We start from the raw sequence: 16,640 nt of genomic DNA, 5'->3' as shown, positions 1-16,640 counted from the left end.
CTCGAAGGCCGCGTTGTTCAGCAGGGCACAGCTGCCCGACGGACCGTTCACCGTCACCGTCGTCGCACGGCCGTTGTCCAGGTTCGTCACCTTCAGCTTCGTCCCCACCGGGAACGTCCCGCTGCTCGCCGCAGGCGCACCCGCCTCACCCGACAACGTCACCGTCGAACCCGGACACACCACCTCCCCGGTGGCCGGCGGCACCTGCACGCCCGCCGCACCGGACGCGCCCGCCGTGCCGGACGCGCCCGCCGCAGGGGCCGACGCGGCAGGGCCACCCGCCACCCGTTCGATGCGGGCTCGCCGGATCAGGTTCTTGCCCGGCTCCCGCACCTGCTCGAAGGCCGCGTTGTTCAGCAGGGCACAGCTGCCCGACGGACCGTTCACCGTCACCGTCGTCGCACGGCCGTTGTCCAGGTTCGTCACCTTCAACTTCGTCCCCACCGGGAACGTCCCGCTGCTCGCCGCAGGCGCACCCGCCTCACCCGACAACGTCACCGTCGAACCCTGGCACACGACGTCGCCGACGGCGGCATTGCCGGGCGCCATCGTGGCGACGACTCCTGCGGCCGACAACGCTCCCGCGACCACAGAGAGCACGAGCTTCTTCTTGACACTCATAGTCCGCTTCCTGGACACAGACACTCCTCGATCCGATGGACGTTCTCCCCCTTCGTCCTGCATACGGCCGACCTCCCGAGCAAGTTCAGCCTTGTCGCAGCCCCACGAATCCAGCCGTGAGGCCTCCCGGGGTGCGGTGCGGACGCGCCACAGATCTCCTGGAGCCTGAACCAGGCGCAAAGAAGCAGGTCACGCCCCTGACACGCGTGAGGCTCAACGCGTGTGCGGTGCCCACGCCGACGGTTTCGCTCAGCGCGGAGGCAACGAGACCACAGACAGTCTTAAGGTTCAGTTGATCTGCCCTTAACCACCCTGGGTCACAGGAACGCGGCGCGGGAGTGCCCCCGCCGACTCGCACGGCCGGCGGAGGCACTCCCGTACACGTTCCTGCTCTGGGAAGCGGTCAGCAGCGGATGTAGCTCATGGCCACACGGGTGATGGTCTGGCCGGAGGGGGCGTAGATGTTGACGGGCGAGGAGTCGCCCTTCGGGCCGGCCCAGTCGCTGTCCCGCCAGCCACCGCCGGACAGGTAGCCGCGGACGAACGGACAGCGGCCGTCCGACTTGGTGTCGTGCACGGTGCCGGAGACCGAGGTGTTGTTGTTGCACCACTTGCCGTTGGCGTAGCCCTCGCCGGAGGAGACCGACCAGTTGGCGGTGCAGGCGAGCGCGCCGGTGTCGCCGGCAGTGGCGGACGGTGCCGTCACCGCGAGGGCGGCGACGGCCAGCGCACCGGCGGCGAGAACGCGCGGCATGTGCCTCATCACGTGACCTCCGTGGAGTCCCAGGGGCCGCCCATCGACCCCTTGACGGACAGTCAAACTAGCCGTGGGCTCGGCGGAGCGAGCCTTTCCGCGGGGATCTCCTCCCACGCTCCCGGCATGTTGGCTCAGATGCATTACGGGCCCCCGGTGCCCCCGGTCCGGGCCTCCCCAGGTTGCCGGCCTCGCCCCGGCGCGGAAGCAATCCGTCCACCGCGGCGACCGCCGATCCGCCCGATGGCGCGATAATGCCGCGACGCGGCCCGGACTCCCCTTCGGGCTCCCGGAGCACGTACGAAGCAGCGGTGGGTGGGGTTCGGCGCCGGAGGAGCCGTCTTCCGGTGGTTGGTGGCCGGATACGCAAAGACGCTCGGCCGGGAAGGTCCGGCCGAGCGTCGTCGCGTGTGTCTGCTGGTGGCTTAGTACCAGTGGTTGGCCTGCCAGAAGTTCCAGGCCTCGACCGGGGAGCCGTAGCGCTCGTTCATGTAGTCCAGGCCCCACTTGATCTGGGTGGCCGGGTTGGTCTTCCAGTCGGCGCCGGCGGAGGACATCTTCGACGCCGGCAGGGCCTGGACCAGGCCGTACGCGCCGGAGGACGCGTTGGTGGCGGTGTGGTTCCAGCCGCTCTCATGGGAGACGATCTTGTCGAAGGCGGCGAACTGGGCCGGGTCCTTGATCATCTGCTGGGCGATCGCCTTGGCGCTCGTGGGTGCGGCCTGGGCCGGAACGGCGGCCAGCAGGGAACCGGCGGCGGCGAGGCCGATCACGGTACCCGCGAGGGTCTTCTTGGAGGCGGCGATGCGGCGGATGACGGCGTGGGACACGGAGGGCCTTCCGTAGGGGACAAGATCGGTCGCGAGCACGTCACAGACGTGCGTGAGCCACTCACGCGAGGGAGAGGGGTTCGTCCCGGCGGGGGGCTCTGCGCCCCGGCCGCCTCGGCGACAACACCAGTTAGCCAGGCCGCCGCCGCCCTGGCAAAGCCCCCCGTCTACTACGGGGCCTCGCAGGTCCGCGCCGCGGACGGGGTGCTGCGGGGGTCCCGTCCGGCGCGGGAGTCGGGGATCCGGGCCGGGTGTGTGGGGGTGCCGTGAGGGCTACTAGAGCGGGCCGTATGTGACCTGGGTCCTGTGGGGCGCCTCACCGCCGGAGGCCCGGAATCTCACTTTCTGTGGCGGCTCGTATCTTTTCCTGGGTGTGTCCCGGGCCACTTTCAGCCCCTGAATCGAAGGAGACGGGCGCGTCGAACGCCGCTTTCCGAGTGGCCCGCCGCAGCGCCCTCAGCAGCGTCCCGCCGAGGGCCAGGGTCAGGACGACGGTCAGCGCGGCCCGGCCCAGATCCCAGCCCAGCGAGGTCGCCAGGCAGTACGCGAGGAACCGCGCCAGATTGGCCGCGACCGGATCCCCCGGATGGAAGGACACGCCCTGGCCCATGCCCTGCAGCAGGACCCACCCCTGCAGGTTCATGACCGTCCCGTACGCGAACGAGCCCACGAACCCGTACGCCGCCAGCATCACCAGCTCCGCCCGGCCCCGGATCCGCCCCGCACCGGGCAGCAGCCCCGCGCCCAGCGCGAACCAGCCCAGGGCCAGCATCTGGAACGGCATCCACGGCCCGACCCCGCCGGTGAGCAGGGCCGACGCGAACATCGTCACCGAGCCGAGGACGAAGCCGAAGCCGGGGCCGAGGACGCGGCCGCTGAGCACCATCAGGAAGAACATGGGCTCCAGGCCGGCCGTCCCCGCGCCCAGCGGCCGCAGGGCGCCGCCCACCGCGGCGAGGACGCCGAGCATCGCCACCGCCTTGGCGTCCATGCCCTGGTCGGCGATGGTCGCGACGACCACGCCGACGAGGAGGGGGAGCAGCGCCGCGAAGAGCCAGGGGGCGTCCTGGGAGTGGGCGAGCCCGGACTGGCGGTCGGCGAGCAGCGGCCAGCCGAACGCGGCGACGCCGATCAGGGTGACGAGGACGAGGGCGGCCGCGGCCCGCGGACCGATCCGCACGGGCCGGTTCACGGTGCTCCCTCCGGTGCAGGTGCACCTGCACCCGGGGTGGCGGACCGCGGGGCCGCGGTCGCCAGGGCCGCGGCGACCTCCGGCACGGTGAGCCAGGGGCCGGGCGCCAGGACCTTCGCCACCTGCGGTGCGAAGGCCGGCGACGACACCACGACCTCGGCGGTCGGCCCGTCCGCGACGATCTCGCCGCCGGCCAGGACGACCACCCGGTGTGCCAGCTCCGCGGCCAGCTCCACGTCGTGCGTGGCCAGGACGATCGCGCGCCCCTCGGCGGCGAGCCCGCGCAGGATCCCGATCAGCCGTGCCTTGGCCGCGTAGTCCAGGCCGCGGGTCGGCTCGTCGAGCAGCAGCAGCGCCGGCCGGCCGGTGAGCACCAGGGCGAGGGCGAGGGCCAGCCGCTGCCCCTCGGAGAGGTCGCGGGGGTGGGTGCCGTCGGCCACCTCGGGCAGCAGCGCCGACACCAGGCCCCGGCACGTTCCGGGTGCCGCCCCGGCGTCGGCGTCGGCAGCCGCGCACTCGGCGGCGACCGTGTCCGCGTACAGCAGGTCGCGGGGCTCCTGCGGGACGAGCCCCACGCGGCGCACCATCTCGGCCGGCGGGGTGCGGTGCGGCGCCCGGCCGCCGACCGAGACCTCGCCGCCGGCGGGGGCGAGGGTGCCGACCAGAGCGGCGAGCAGCGTGGACTTGCCCGCGCCGTTGCGGCCCATGAGGGCCACCGTCTCGCCGGCGGCCACCGCCAGGTCGACGCCGTGCAGGACCTCCGCCCGGCCGCGGCGCACCGAGAGGGCGCGGGCCTGTGCCACCGGGGTGGGGGTGGGGGTGGGGGTTGAGGTCGGGTTCGTGGCGGGGCTGGTGGCCGGGTTCGTGGCCGGGTTCGTGGCCGGGCCGCCGGTGCGGCCGAGCAGGCGCGCCAGGAGTCCGGGCCGCCGGGTCGGGGTCGCCGTCGCCGTCCCGGAGGCGGGTGCGGGGCTTTCGCCGGAGGGCCGCGGGCGCGGGGGAGTCACCGCAGGAGCCGGGGGCGCCGCCGGAGGCGCAGACCTGGGAGGGAGCGGCCGCTCGGACAGGCGGGCGCGCAGCGGGGGCGCCAGGCGGCGGGCGTCGCGGACCGACAGGGGGAGCGGGGCCCAGCCGGCCAGTCGGCCCAGCGAGACCACCGGCGGGTGGACCGGCGAGACGGCCATGACGTCCGCCGGGGCTCCGATGACCGGAGCCGCGCCCGGCCCGGGCAGGAGCAGCACCCGGTCGGCGTACTGGACCACCCGCTCCAGGCGGTGCTCCGCCATCAGCACGGTGGTGCCCAGGTCGTGGACCAGCCGCTGGAGCACCGCGAGGACCTCCTCCGCGGCCGCCGGGTCCAGGGCCGAGGTGGGCTCGTCCAGGACCAGCACCTTGGGGTGCGTGGTCAGGACCGAGCCGATGGCGACCCGCTGCTGCTGCCCGCCCGACAGGGTGGCGAGGGGGCGGTCGCGCAGGTCGTTCAGGCCCAGCAGGTCCAGGGTCTCCTCGACCCGGCGCCGCATCACGGCCGGTGCCAGCCCCAGGGACTCCATGCCGTACGCCAGCTCGTCCTCGACCACGTCCGTCACGAAGTGGGAGAGGGGGTCCTGGCCGACGGTGCCGACGACATCCGCCAGCTCGCGCGGCCGGTGGGTACGGGTGTCCCGGCCGTCGACGGTGACGCGGCCGCGCAGGGTGCCGCCCGTGAAATGGGGGACGAGGCCGGACACCGCTCCGAGGAGCGTGGACTTGCCGGAGCCCGACGGGCCGACCAGCAGCGTCAGCTCTCCCTCGGGGACGACCAGGTCGGCGTCGCGGAGGGCGGGCTGCGGGGCGCCGTCGTAGGTGACCGACACCTGCTCGAAGCGGATCAATGCGACGCCTCCTTCTGCGGAACGTCCTTCGGGGGAGCGGGGCGGGGGTCGGAGACGGGGATGGGTGCAGGGCCGGCTGCGGCTGCGGGGGTGGCTGCGGGGCCGGGGGTGGGGCCGGAGGCGGGGGCGGCCAGCGGGCCGGGGACCGGTGCCACGACGGCCGGGAGCAGGCCGATCAGCACCGCGGCCGCCGGCCACAGCGGCAGTACCGGGGCCGCCAGCGGCACCACCCCCGGCCGCAGGGCTTGCGGATCGGCTCCGGAGGCGTACACGAGGGCCGCGGCGACGGCCGCCCCGGAGCCGGCGACCAGCCACGCGCGCACCCCCCACCGGTCGGGCCGGTAGCGGGTCCGGACGCTGCGCCGCCCGCCGAGCCGCAGTCCGGCGAGGGCGAGCGCGAGTCCGACGAGCAGGACGGGCAGACCGTACGCGGCCCCTTCGGCGGCGAGCAGTCCGTACGTGCCCGCGCACATGCCGAGCAGGCCGCCCAGGGTGAGCACGGTGGTGGTGTGCCGTACGACGGGCGGGACCTGCGCGGTGCGGCCGTACCCGCGCGCGTCCATCGAGGCGGCGACCGCGACGGACCGTTCGAGGGCGCCCTCCAGGACCGGCAGGCCGATCTGCAGGACGGCCTTCACCCCGCCGGTCGGGCGGCCGCGCAGCCGGCGGGCGGTGCGCAGCCGGGCCACGTCGGCGACCATGTTCGGCGCGAACGTCATGGCGACGACGACGGCGACGCCCGCCTCGTAGAGGGCGGCCGGGAGGGACTTCAGCAGGCGGGCGGGGTTGGCGAGGGCGTTCGCCGCGCCGACGCAGACGAGGAGGGCGGCCAGCTTGGCGCCGTCGTAGAAGGCGAAGACGAGCTGCTCGGCCGTGACGCGGCCGCCGAGGCGGATGCCCTGCGCCCACGCGGGGAGGGGGATCTCCGGGAGGGTGACCAGCACGTGCGTGCCGGGGATCGGTGAGCCGAGGAGCACGGAGAACAGCAGCCGCAGGCCGATCACGAACAGGCCGAGCTTGAGGAAGGCGGCGTACGAACGGGCCCACGGCGCGGCGGTGCGGCGCGCGGCGACGACGTAGCCGGCCACGGCGACGACCAGCCCGAGGAGGAGCGGGTTGGTGGTCCGCGAGGCGGCGGTGGCCAGCCCGAGCGCCCACAGCCACCACGCTCCCGCGTGCAGGGCGTTGCCGCGCCGGGCTTCCGGGGCGGTGTACCCGCGGGTGCGGGTGGCCATGCGGGTGCGGGTGGTGGTGGGGGTGGTGTTGTGGGGGGTGTTGTGGGGGGTGCTGTGGGGGCTGGTGGGGGGTGTCATCGGCGGCGTTGGACGGAGCGCCAGACGGCGGCCATCACCAGACCGGCCAGCACTGCCAGGCCGGCCAGGGGGCCCACCCACGGGCCCTCCTCCTCTTCCTTTCCTTCTTCCTCCGCCTCGTTCTTCTGGTTGTCGTTCTCGGCCGCGTCGCCGCTCTGCGGCGCCGACGCCCCGGGAGCCGTAGCGGCGGGGGCGCCGTCCGCGATCTGCTCGCCGCACCCCTGCTTGGGGTAGCCCGAGATCGCGCACAGCAGCGCCGCGCTGTTGTAGCGCAGCGGCTTGGCCACCTCCGCCAGTGCCTCCGCAGCAGTGGCCTCCGGGGCCAGCTGCGCGCAGGCCGTACGCGGGGCGTCCTGCGGCGGGGCGTCGCCGGCCGGGGCGTCCGCCGGGACACCGAAGTCGACGACCACGGCGACCCGCTTCCGACCCGGCGCCGCCGGGGTCGCGGAGCAGACCGCGTCGAAGTCCGCCGCCGCCCGCGGCCGGGCGGCCTCGGCGGCCGCGTCCTTGCTCACGGCGAAGCGGAAGCCCTGCACGGCGCCGTCGGCCGGGCGGGCCGTCGAGGGGCCCTGGGTCGCGTACGACCACTGACCGCCCGCGCCGTCCCAGTACGACCAGTAGCGGTACCCCGCCGCCAGTGCGGGCGAGGCCGCGAGGAGGGGGAGGGGGAAGGAGACGAGGAGTGCCAGCACGCCCAGGGCCAGGGGCACCCTCGTGCGGGTGCGGGTGCGGGTGCCGGTGGGGGTGCCGAGGGTGTGGGCGCGGAGGCTGTGCATCAGAGCTGGTTCTTCTTGCGGCGGCTGCTCAGCAGGAAGCCGATGCCCGCGCCGGCTGCGAGGCCCGCGCCGATCATCCACCAGATGTTCTGGTCGTCCGAACCGCCGTCGTCCTTCTTGTCCTGCTCGCCGTCAGGCTGCGCCGTCGCCACGGCCTGCGGGGCCGGGCCCGTGGCGTTCAGGGCCGAGACCAGGTCCGTGCCGCCGAAGGCCTTCGGATCGGTGCGCGTCGCGTGCGCCGCCAGGACCAGGGTGCCGAGGGCCGCCGGGCTGTCCTTGGCCCACTCCGCGGAGTTGCCCTTCAGCCACTCCAGCGCGCCGGCCGCCGACTGCCTGTGCCCGGCCGCGGCCAGGGCGATCACCGCGTCGACGGTGTTACCGATGTCCGGGGTCGGCTGGTCCGAGCCCGGGGTGACGGCCATGAGGTGGTCGCCACCCTTCTTCAGGGATTCGGCCAGGTGGCCGGCCGCAGCCTGGGCGGCGGCCTCGGGCTCGGCGGCCGCGGCGCAGCCCGACCCGCCAGCGGGGGTGTCCTTCGCCGCCGGGGCGACGACCGCGCCCTTGCCCAGGGCGGCCAGGGCCGCGGCGGCCGTCGCGTCCGCATTGGGGAGCAGCTTGCCGTCGGCAGGCTGGTACGCGAAGGCGCCACCGTCGGAGGGCGGCTGCGCGGCGCAGCCCAGCTGGAACGCGAGCAGGCCCTCGTACGCGGACTTGCCGGCCTTCGACGTCACCTCGGCCGGCTTCTCGCCCGCCACGGCCAGGGCGCTGATGACGACGGCGGTGGAGTTGGCGTCGCTCGGGGAGCCGGGAACGAAGGCCCAGCCGCCGTCCTCGTTCTGGACGGACTTCAGCCAGTCGACGCCCTTCTTCACCGCCGCGTCCTGGCCACCCAACGCCTTCAGGGCCTGGACGGCCATCGCGGTGGCGTTCGTGTCGTACATCGTCGTGGCCTCGCAGGCCGCGGCGGCGTCCGCGCGGAAGGAGGCGAAGCCGCCGTTCGCGCACTGCTGCCCAGTCAGCCAGGCAACGGCCTCCTTGGCGGGCTTGACGCCGACCGTGTGCTGGGCGAGCAGCGCGACGGACTGCCGCCACACGCCGTCGTAGGTGGGGTCCTTCTTGCCGTACAGGCCGGAGGGGACCACAGGGGGCGTCGAGGCAGCCGGGGAGGGCGCGGCGGGCGTGGAGGGCGCGGCGAAGGCCGCGGGGGCGGCACCCGCGCAGAGCACGGCGGAGGCGGCGAGCGCGGCGGCGCTGCGGCGGATGTTCATGCGGGCGGGTGCCTCTCCTGCTGGGGGAGCGGGAGGCAGGCACGCGCAGGCACCGGGCTCCGGCTCCGTTGACCTCGACGGTGCCGGCCGCCGGGGATCCCGGCGGCACGAGCCGCGCACCTTCGTGTACGGGGCAGTCCGGCTGCCGCCCGGTGGGGCCGGGGCGGGTCACGGTTGCGGGCCAGCGCCGGAATTGCACCGGCTTTCCCCCGTACGGAAGGGTGGACGACGGCTTCACTGTACCGGTCGGTATCGAGGGCGCTGGGGTCTGGGCCGGGGGCCTGCTGTCCCCTCTCGGGGTGCGCGGCATTCCTTCTCTCGGGGTGCGTGGCACCTCCTTCCCTCAGCGTGCGTGGCACCTCCTTCCCTCAGCGTGCGTGCCACGTCCTCCCTCACAGTGCGTGCCACGTCCTCCCTCACAGTGCGTGCCACGTCCTCCCTCACAGTGCGTGCCACGTCCTCCCTCACAGTGCGCGGTACGTCCTCCCTCACAGTGCGCGGTACGTCGTCGGGTCGCTGCCCGGTACCGGTTCGGCCCGGCCCTGTTTCACCAGGCGCCGCAGGTGCGCCTCCGCTTCCGAGACGGCGATGTTGCGGGAGCCGTACGGGATCTGCTCCCAGGGCCGGTTCCACTCCATGCGTTCCGCCAGCCCCCACGGGGTCAGCGGCTCGGCCAGCAGCTCCCACAGCCCGGCCAGCCGTTCCTCGTGGTGGCGCAGCAGCGCGCGGACCCGGGCCGGGGCGTCGGTGAAGGCGTGCTGGTGGGCGGGGAGCACCTCTGCCGGGTTCAGGCGGGCGATGCGTTCGAGGGAGTCGAGGTAGTCGCCGAGGGGGTCGGTGGTGCGGGTGTCCTCCGGGTCCGCCGGGTCCTCGTACAGGCCGATGTGCGGGGAGATCCCGGGCAGCAGGTGGTCTCCGGAGAAGAGGCGGCCGTTGCCGGGCAGGTTCGCCGGGTGCGTTTCCTCCAGGTGCAGGCAGACGTGGCCGGGGGTGTGTCCGGGGGTCCAGACGGCGCGGAGCCTGCGTCCGGGGAGGGGCAGCAGCTCGCCGTGGACGATCTCCCGGTCGGGGACGGCGGCGCGCAGGCCGGGCAGGGTCCGCATCCGGCCGCTCGCGCGGGCCGCTCGCAAGGGGGCGATGTGCTCGTCGGGGGCTCCGGCGGCGGCGAGCTTGGCGGTCATGTAGTCGAGCCAGACGGCGGGCTCGGCGGAGCGGGTCCGCAGGACGACCTCGGTGTCGGCGGCGTGCAGGGCGATCCAGGCACCGGAGGCGTCCCGGACCGCGCCGGAGAGGCCGTGGTGGTCGGGGTGGTGGTGGGTGACGACCACCCCGTGTACGTCGGAGACCGCGAGGCCGAGGGCCTCCAGGCCGGTGGTGAGGGCGTCCCAGGAGTGCGGGTCGTCCCAGCCGGTGTCGATGAGGACGGGGCCGCGGTCGGTGTCGAGGACGTGGACGAGGGTGTGGCCCAGGGGGTTGTTCGGGATGGGCACCTTGACGGCTGCCACGCCGCCGCCGTGGTCGATGACATCGGGGGGAGGGATAGGGGGAGGGGGAGGGGAGGGGGTGGAGGGGGCGGAGGGAGCGGGATTTGGGTTCGGGTCCGCCGTCGTCCTTTGTGCTGTTCGTCGGTCTGGCATGCCGTCTCCTCGCCCTGGATGAGAACGTGTTGCATTGGTAGCCCAAGTCGACCATTCGGGGGGCTTTCTGGCTAGCCGTTGGATCTTTTTCGGGGTTCCGTCCTGGTCGTGGACTCCTGGAACTAGAACTGGTATCAGTTCGAGAACGCCAAGCCGGAGGAGGCATCAGCCATGACCGAGCGCGTGGAACACGGACAGCTGTTCATCGGCGGGGAGTGGACGGATCCGCTGGGCACCGGGACGATCGAGGTCGTCTCCCCCCACACGGAGCAGGTCATCGGCAGCGTTCCGCACGCGTCCCGGGGCGATGTGGACCGGGCCGTCGCCGTCGCGCGCCGGGCCTTCGACGAGGGCCCGTGGCCCCGGATGCCGCTGGACGAGCGGATCGCCGTCGTGACCCGGATCAAGGACGCGATCGCCGTCCGGCACGAGGAGATCGCCCGGTCGATCAGCTCCCAGAACGGGTCCCCTTACTCCTGGAGCATCCTCGCCCAGGCGCTCGGCCCGATGATGGTCTACGACGCCGCGATCCAGGTCGCGCGCGCGTACGCGTACGAGGAGCACCGGCAGGGCGTGCTCGGGCCGATCCTGGTGCGCCGGGAGCCGGTGGGCGTGGTCGCGGCCGTCATCCCGTGGAACGTGCCGCAGTTCGTGGCCGCGGCGAAGCTCGCGCCCGCGCTGCTGGCCGGCTGCACGGTGATCCTCAAGCCGTCCCCCGAGGCGCCGCTGGACTCGTACATCCTCGCCGACATCGCCCGGGAGGCCGGGCTGCCCGAAGGGGTGCTGTCGGTGCTCCCGGCCGACCGCGAGGTGAGCGAGTACCTGGTCGGTCACGCCGGTGTCGACAAGGTCGCGTTCACGGGGTCGGTGGCGGCCGGGAAGCGGGTCATGGAGGTCGCGGCCCGCAACCTGACCCGGGTCACCCTGGAGCTGGGAGGGAAGTCCGCCGCCGTCGTGCTGCCGGACGCCGACCTGGAGGCCGCCGTCGCCGGGATCGTCCCCGCGGCCTGGATGAACAACGGGCAGGCGTGCGTCGCCCAGACCCGGATCCTCGCCCCGCGCAGCCGCTACGGAGAAGTGGCCGAGGCCCTCGCCGCGGCGGCCGCCGCGCTGGTGGTCGGCGACCCCCTCGACCCGGCCACGCAGCTCGGCCCGCTCGTGGCGCGGAGGCAGCAGCAGAGGTCGCTGGACTACATCCGGATCGGGCAGGAGGAGGGCGCCAAGCTTCTGGTGGGCGGCGGCCGCCCGGCCGGGCTGGAACGGGGCTGGTACGTCGAGCCGACGCTGTTCGGGGACGTGGACAACGGGATGCGGATCGCCCGGGAGGAGATATTCGGGCCGGTGGTGTGCGTGATCCCCTACGCGGACGAGCGGGAGGCGCTCGGGATCGCGAACGACTCCGAGTTCGGCCTGAGCGGGAGCGTCTGGACGGCCGACGTCGAGCACGGCATCGACTTCGCCCGGCAGGTGCGGACGGGCACGTTCAACGTCAACACGTTCAGCCTGGACATGCTGGGGCCGTTCGGCGGCTACAAGGACAGCGGGATCGGGCGGGAATTCGGGCCCGAGGGGCTGGGCGAGTACCTGGAGCACAAGATGATCCACCTGCCGGGTGGGTACGAGGCCGGGACCGGGGCCGGTGTCGGGGCCGGGGCCGGGGCCTAAGGGTGGTTTCGGTGCCGGTGACGGGCGACAGGTGGCAGGTTCAGGTGGATCGGGGCGTCTGCATCGGGTCCGGGATGTGCGTGAACCACGCCCCGGAGGGCTTCGCCCTGGATTCGGCGCGTCAGTCGCATGCCCGTAAGGCGGAGATCGATGCGAACGAGCCGATTCTGGCAGCGGCGGAGGGGTGTCCCGTGGAAGCGATCATGATCACGCTGGCCGGGAGCGGGGAGGCGGTGTTTCCGCCCGAGGAGTAGGGAGGGGGCGGGGCGTCGGGCTTCCCGGGAGGAACGGTCAGGGGGTGGCGTTCGAGGGGCGGGGACGGTGGAGATGCACGGCCTGGGCTCCGCCGGCCTTTGCCTTGCCTGCCCCGGAGGATCTCGGCCCCGCCCGGGAGCCGCCTCGGGCTGCCTGGGAAACCGCCTCGGGCTGCCCGGGAACCGCCCTCGGACGGCCGGAGGGCTGCCTCGGGCCGGCCGGAGGCGCCTTGAGCCGGCCGTGAGGCGCCTTGGGGCCGCGGTCGCCTCGGGTCGCGGTCGCCCTGGGGGCCGGGGCTGCCTTGGGGGCCGGGGCTGCCTTGTGCTTCGGGGTGTCCTGGGGCTCGTGCCGATGGGGGTGTGCTGCCGCGCCGGTCGGGGCGGTGGGATCAGGACTTTTCCGGAGCCGTGAGGTCGATCAGGCGGCAGACCGTTTCGATGTCGATCTTGACCTGGGCGATCGAGGCGCGGCCCGACAGCCAGGTGATCAGGGCCGAGTGCCAGGTGTGCTCGATGACGCGGACCGCTGACAGCTGCTCCGCGGTGGGCGGGGCGTCCAGGCCCATCGCGTCCAGGATGATGGCGGTCGTCAGGCGGGAGACCGTGTCCACCTCGGGGCTGACACTGCGGTCCGCGAAGGTCAGGGCGCGCACCATGGCGTCCGCGAGGTGCGGTTCGCGCTGGAGGGCGCGGAAGGCGCGCATCAGGGTTTCCGCGACGCGGGCGGCAGGGTCCTCGGCGGCCGGGGGGCGCTTGCGGAGGGTCGTGTGCATGTGCTGGAGCTGGTCCTGCATGGTGGCGACCAGCAGGTGCACCTTCGAGGGGAAGTAGCGGTACAGGGTGCCCAGCGCGACGCCGGCCGCCTCGGCGACCTCGCGCATCTGGACGGCGTCGAAGCCGCCGCGGCTGGCCAGCTGGGCGCTGGCGTGCAGGATGCGGCGGCGACGGGCCTCCTGGCGCTCCGTCAGAGGAGGGGATGCCGAGGTGTTCGGTTGCGCTGTCATGTGCCCCGTTCCATGCGTCCTGGCAGGCGACGCAGTCGTGGCGCGAATCACCTGCTCCGCCTCTTACGGTGTGGTTTCCGGCCGGTAGATTCAATGGTCTTCGACGGATCAAGTCTGAAACTTGTTCTACATTATCCGAGCGGTTACGCTCCGGCGAAAGTTGCAGGGAGAAGGGGGCCGAGAGTGACCGCAGAGGCCATGGTGACGAGCCCTTTCGCAGGGTCCGTGACGGACGGTGACCGGCCGTTGCGCATCGCGCTCCTGACCTATAAGGGGAACCCGTTCTGCGGTGGGCAGGGCGTCTACGTGCGCCATCTGTCCCGTGAGCTCGTCCGGCTCGGGCACTCCGTCGAAGTGATCGGCGCGCAGCCCTATCCCGTGCTCGAAGGCGGGGCCACGCTCACCGAGCTGCCCAGCCTCGACCTGTACCGCCAGCCCGACCCGTTCCGCACGCCCAAGCGCGAGGAGTTCCGGGATTGGGTCGACGCCGTCGAGGTCGCCACCATGTGGACCGGCGGGTTTCCCGAGCCGCTGACCTTTTCCCTGCGCGCCCGCAGGCATTTGGCCGCCAGGGCCGGTGAGTTCGACGTCATTCACGACAACCAGACCCTGGGATACGGGTTGTTGGGCGGGCTGGGCGCGCCGCTGGTGACCACCATTCACCATCCGATCACGGTTGACCGGAAGCTCGAGCTCGATGCCGCCCAGGACCGGCTGCGGCGGCTGTCCGTGCGGCGCTGGTACGCCTTCACGCGGATGCAGGGGCGCGTCGCGCGGCGGCTGCCGTCCGTGCTGACCGTCTCCGGCTCGTCGAAGCAGGAGATCGAGGAGCACCTGGGGGTGCGCGGCGAGCGGATCCACGTCGTGCACATCGGTGCGGACACGGATCTGTGGTCGCCCGACCCGTCGGTGGCCGAGGTGCCCGGGCGGATCGTGACGACGTCGAGTGCCGACGTTCCGTTGAAGGGGCTCGTGTACCTCGTCGAGGCGCTGGCGAAGCTGCGTACCGAGCAGCCCGGTGCTCACCTCGTGGTCGTCGGCAAGCGGGCCGAGGAAGGGCCCGTTGCGCGGGCGATCGAGGTCTACGGGCTGCAGGACGCCGTGCGGTTCGTCAAGGGCGTCACGGATGCCGAGCTGGTCGACCTCGTGCGGAGTGCGCAGGTCGCGTGCGTGCCGTCGCTGTACGAGGGGTTCTCGCTGCCGGCCGCCGAAGCCATGGCCACCGGCACGCCGCTGGTCGCCACCACCGGCGGTGCCATTCCCGAGGTCGCCGGTCCTGACGGCGAGACCTGCCTCGCGGTGCCGCCCGGTGACGCGGGCGCGCTGGCCGCGGCGCTGGGCCGGCTGCTGGGCGACGCGCAGCTGCGGGCCCGCCTCGGTGCCGCCGGACGGGAGCGGGTGCTGACCCGGTTCACGTGGGCCAAGGCCGCCGAGGGCACCGTCGCGCACTACCGGGCCGCCATCGAACGGGCGCGCCGGGTCCGCTGACTCCGTGTTTTTCATCGTTCCCACCGTTCATCCCCGCGACTGCGAAGGCAGGACCCCGTGCTGACCGTCGATTTCTCCCGGTTCCCGCTCGCCGCAGGCGACCGCGTACTCGATCTGGGCTGTGGCGCGGGCCGCCACGCCTTCGAGTGCTACCGGCGCGGCGCCCAGGTCGTCGCGGTCGACCGCAACGGCGAGGAGATCCGCGAGGTCGCCAAGTGGTTCGCCGCCATGAAGGAGGCCGGCGAGGCCCCGGCCGGTGCGACCGCCACGGCCATGGAGGGCGACGCCCTGGCCCTGCCCTTCCCGGACGACTCGTTCGACGTCGTGATCATTTCCGAGGTCATGGAGCACATCCCCGATGACAAGGGCGTGCTCGCGGAGATGGTGCGCGTGCTCAAGCCGGGCGGGCGCATCGCCGTCACCGTGCCGCGGTACGGGCCGGAGAAGGTGTGCTGGGCGCTGAGCGACGCCTACCACGAGGTCGAGGGCGGCCACATCCGGATCTACAAGGCCGACGAACTGATCGGGAAGATACGGGCCGCGGGGCTGAAGCCGTACGGCTCGCACCACGCCCACGCGCTGCACTCCCCGTACTGGTGGCTCAAGTGCGCGTTCGGCGTGGACAACGACAAGGCGCTGCCCGTGCGCGCCTACCACAAGCTGCTGGTCTGGGACATCATGAAGAAGCCGCTGGCGACGCGGCTGGCGGAGCAGGCGCTCAACCCGATCCTGGGCAAGAGCTTCGTGGTGTACGCGACCAAGCCGCACCTCCCCGTCGGCGCGGCCCAGTGAGCTCCACCGGGCGCACCGAACGCCTGGCCCTGGACGGTGTACTGACGGCCGAGGAGGCCGCGGCGACGGTGGCCGGGATCCTCGCCGCGCAGCGCTCCGACGGCGCGATCCCGTGGTTCCGCGGGCACCACCTGGACCCGTGGGACCACACCGAGGCCGCGATGGCGCTGGACGCGGCCGGCGAGCACGAAGCCGCCGAGCGGGCGTACCTGTGGCTGGCCCGGCACCAGAACGCGGACGGTTCCTGGCACGCGGCCTACGCGGACCGGCCGGACGGTGTGGACACCGCCGAGCCGCAGGACGCCGGGCGGGAGACCAACTTCGTCGCGTACGTGGCCGTCGGCGTGTGGCACCACTACCTGGCCACCGGCGACGACCGGTTCCTGGAGCGGATGTGGCCCGTCGTGTACGCGGCGGTGCAGTTCGTCCTCGGACTGCAGCAGCCGGGCGGCGAGATCGGCTGGAAGCGCGAGGCGGACGGTACGCCCGTCACGGACGCGCTGCTGACCGGCTCGTCCTCCATCCACCAGGCGCTGCGCTGCGCCCTGGCGATCGCCGAGCACCGGGAGGACCCGCAGCCGGACTGGGAGCTGGCGGCGGGCGCGCTCGGGCACGCGATACGCCGGCACCCGGAGCGGTTCCTGGACAAGGACCGCTATTCGATGGACTGGTACTACCCGGTCCTGGGCGGGGCGGTCACGGGTGCGCAGGCGCAGCAGCGGATCGACGGGCGGTGGGACGAGTTCGTCGTCCCGGGCCTCGGGGTGCGGTGCGTGCTGCCGAACCCGTGGGTGACCGGCGGGGAGTCCTGCGAACTCGCGCTCGCGCTGTGGGCGATGGGTGAGTCGGACCGGGCGCTGGAGATCCTGCGGTCGATCACGCACCTGCGGGCCGACAACGGCATGTACTGGACGGGCTACGTCTTCGAGGACGAGGCGGTGTGGCCCGTCGAGCAGACGACCTGGACCGCCGGTTCGCTGCTGCTGGCCGTGGCCGCGCTCGGCGGTGACGAGGCCACGACGGCGGTGTTCGGCGGGCAGGAGCTGCCGGCCGGGCTGGAGCCGGACTGCTGCACCGGCGGATGATGCGGGCGGGGCGGCGGCCGCGCCAGTCGGGTGACCCGGACGGGTGGCCCGAGTGGCGGGGCCGGTGCCCCGGGGTGACGCTGCGGGGGA

Annotated in this window: 14 protein-coding genes and 1 pseudogene; 5 read left to right on the top strand and 10 right to left on the bottom strand. The window is 73.5% G+C overall.

Translation table 11 applies throughout. The features are described 5' to 3' along the window. Positions 1-282: 282 nt before the first annotated feature. From ACFVGY_RS12555 to ACFVGY_RS12515, 9 genes and pseudogenes are all read right to left on the bottom strand, one after another. Positions 283-549, bottom strand: a pseudogene (locus ACFVGY_RS12555) (hypothetical protein); the annotation flags it as partial. A gap of 475 nt (positions 550-1,024) precedes the next feature. Next, complete coding sequence (locus ACFVGY_RS12550) at positions 1,025-1,384, bottom strand: hypothetical protein (RefSeq protein WP_385675116.1); 360 nt, start codon at positions 1,382-1,384, stop codon at positions 1,025-1,027. Between the two features lie 416 nt (positions 1,385-1,800). Continuing rightward, the gene (locus tag ACFVGY_RS12545; protein ID WP_385675114.1) at positions 1,801-2,205 is read right to left on the bottom strand and encodes a transglycosylase SLT domain-containing protein; all 405 of its coding nucleotides are present in this window, start codon (positions 2,203-2,205) and stop codon (positions 1,801-1,803) included. Between the two features lie 316 nt (positions 2,206-2,521). Then, positions 2,522-3,397, bottom strand: a complete 876-nt coding sequence (locus ACFVGY_RS12540; RefSeq protein WP_385675112.1) for an ECF transporter S component — start codon at positions 3,395-3,397, stop codon at positions 2,522-2,524. After that, positions 3,394-5,268, bottom strand: coding sequence for an ABC transporter ATP-binding protein (locus ACFVGY_RS12535; protein WP_385675109.1), 1,875 nt, complete (start codon positions 5,266-5,268; stop codon positions 3,394-3,396). Before ACFVGY_RS12535 ends, ACFVGY_RS12540 begins: the two co-directional genes overlap by 4 nt. Beyond that, positions 5,265-6,503: an energy-coupling factor transporter transmembrane protein EcfT gene (locus tag ACFVGY_RS12530; protein WP_385675343.1), complete on the bottom strand. Its 1,239-nt coding sequence runs from the start codon at positions 6,501-6,503 to the stop codon at positions 5,265-5,267. The genes ACFVGY_RS12535 and ACFVGY_RS12530 overlap by 4 nt, the downstream gene beginning before the upstream one ends. A 74-nt stretch (positions 6,504-6,577) precedes the next feature. Continuing rightward, positions 6,578-7,357 carry an SCO2322 family protein gene (locus ACFVGY_RS12525; protein ID WP_385675106.1) on the bottom strand — a complete coding sequence of 260 codons (780 nt, stop codon included), beginning with the start codon at positions 7,355-7,357 and terminating at the stop codon, positions 6,578-6,580. Further along, on the bottom strand, positions 7,357-8,625 hold the full coding sequence (locus ACFVGY_RS12520) for a prenyltransferase/squalene oxidase repeat-containing protein (RefSeq protein WP_385675104.1): 1,269 nt from the start codon (positions 8,623-8,625) through the stop codon (positions 7,357-7,359). The genes ACFVGY_RS12525 and ACFVGY_RS12520 overlap by 1 nt, the downstream gene beginning before the upstream one ends. 488 nt (positions 8,626-9,113) lie before the next feature. Then, positions 9,114-10,130: an MBL fold metallo-hydrolase gene (locus ACFVGY_RS12515; RefSeq protein ID WP_385675101.1), complete on the bottom strand. Its 1,017-nt coding sequence runs from the start codon at positions 10,128-10,130 to the stop codon at positions 9,114-9,116. 303 nt (positions 10,131-10,433) lie between these two features. Here ACFVGY_RS12515 and ACFVGY_RS12510 point away from each other — a divergent pair, with 303 nt between their 5' ends. Beyond that, positions 10,434-11,927 (top strand): aldehyde dehydrogenase, encoded by a 1,494-nt coding sequence (locus ACFVGY_RS12510; protein ID WP_385675098.1) that lies wholly within the window; start codon positions 10,434-10,436, stop codon positions 11,925-11,927. A 17-nt stretch (positions 11,928-11,944) separates the two neighbouring features. After that, positions 11,945-12,181 carry a ferredoxin gene (locus ACFVGY_RS12505; protein ID WP_385675340.1) on the top strand — a complete coding sequence of 79 codons (237 nt, stop codon included), beginning with the start codon at positions 11,945-11,947 and terminating at the stop codon, positions 12,179-12,181. A gap of 389 nt (positions 12,182-12,570) precedes the next feature. On the opposite strand, the gene ACFVGY_RS12500 is transcribed toward ACFVGY_RS12505, so the two are convergent. Further along, complete coding sequence (locus tag ACFVGY_RS12500; RefSeq protein ID WP_385675095.1) at positions 12,571-13,185, bottom strand: TetR family transcriptional regulator; 615 nt, start codon at positions 13,183-13,185, stop codon at positions 12,571-12,573. A gap of 183 nt (positions 13,186-13,368) precedes the next feature. Here ACFVGY_RS12500 and ACFVGY_RS12495 point away from each other — a divergent pair, with 183 nt between their 5' ends. The 3 genes from ACFVGY_RS12495 to ACFVGY_RS12485 are packed head-to-tail and all read left to right on the top strand — an operon-like array spanning position 13,369 to position 16,550. Continuing rightward, a complete protein-coding gene (locus ACFVGY_RS12495) occupies positions 13,369-14,673 on the top strand; it encodes a glycosyltransferase family 4 protein (RefSeq protein WP_385675092.1) in 1,305 nt (434 codons plus the stop codon). Between the two features lie 57 nt (positions 14,674-14,730). Continuing rightward, positions 14,731-15,465 (top strand): class I SAM-dependent methyltransferase, encoded by a 735-nt coding sequence (locus tag ACFVGY_RS12490; RefSeq protein ID WP_385675089.1) that lies wholly within the window; start codon positions 14,731-14,733, stop codon positions 15,463-15,465. Next, positions 15,462-16,550, top strand: a complete 1,089-nt coding sequence (locus ACFVGY_RS12485) for a prenyltransferase (RefSeq protein ID WP_385675086.1) — start codon at positions 15,462-15,464, stop codon at positions 16,548-16,550. Before ACFVGY_RS12490 ends, ACFVGY_RS12485 begins: the two co-directional genes overlap by 4 nt. The last annotated feature ends 90 nt before the right edge of the window (positions 16,551-16,640 follow it).

Source organism: Streptomyces sp. NPDC127106 (assembly GCF_042677605.1).
In the GTDB taxonomy this organism is placed as follows: Bacteria; Actinomycetota; Actinomycetes; order Streptomycetales; family Streptomycetaceae; genus Streptomyces.
This window is presented reverse-complemented; position numbering and strand designations above follow the sequence as displayed.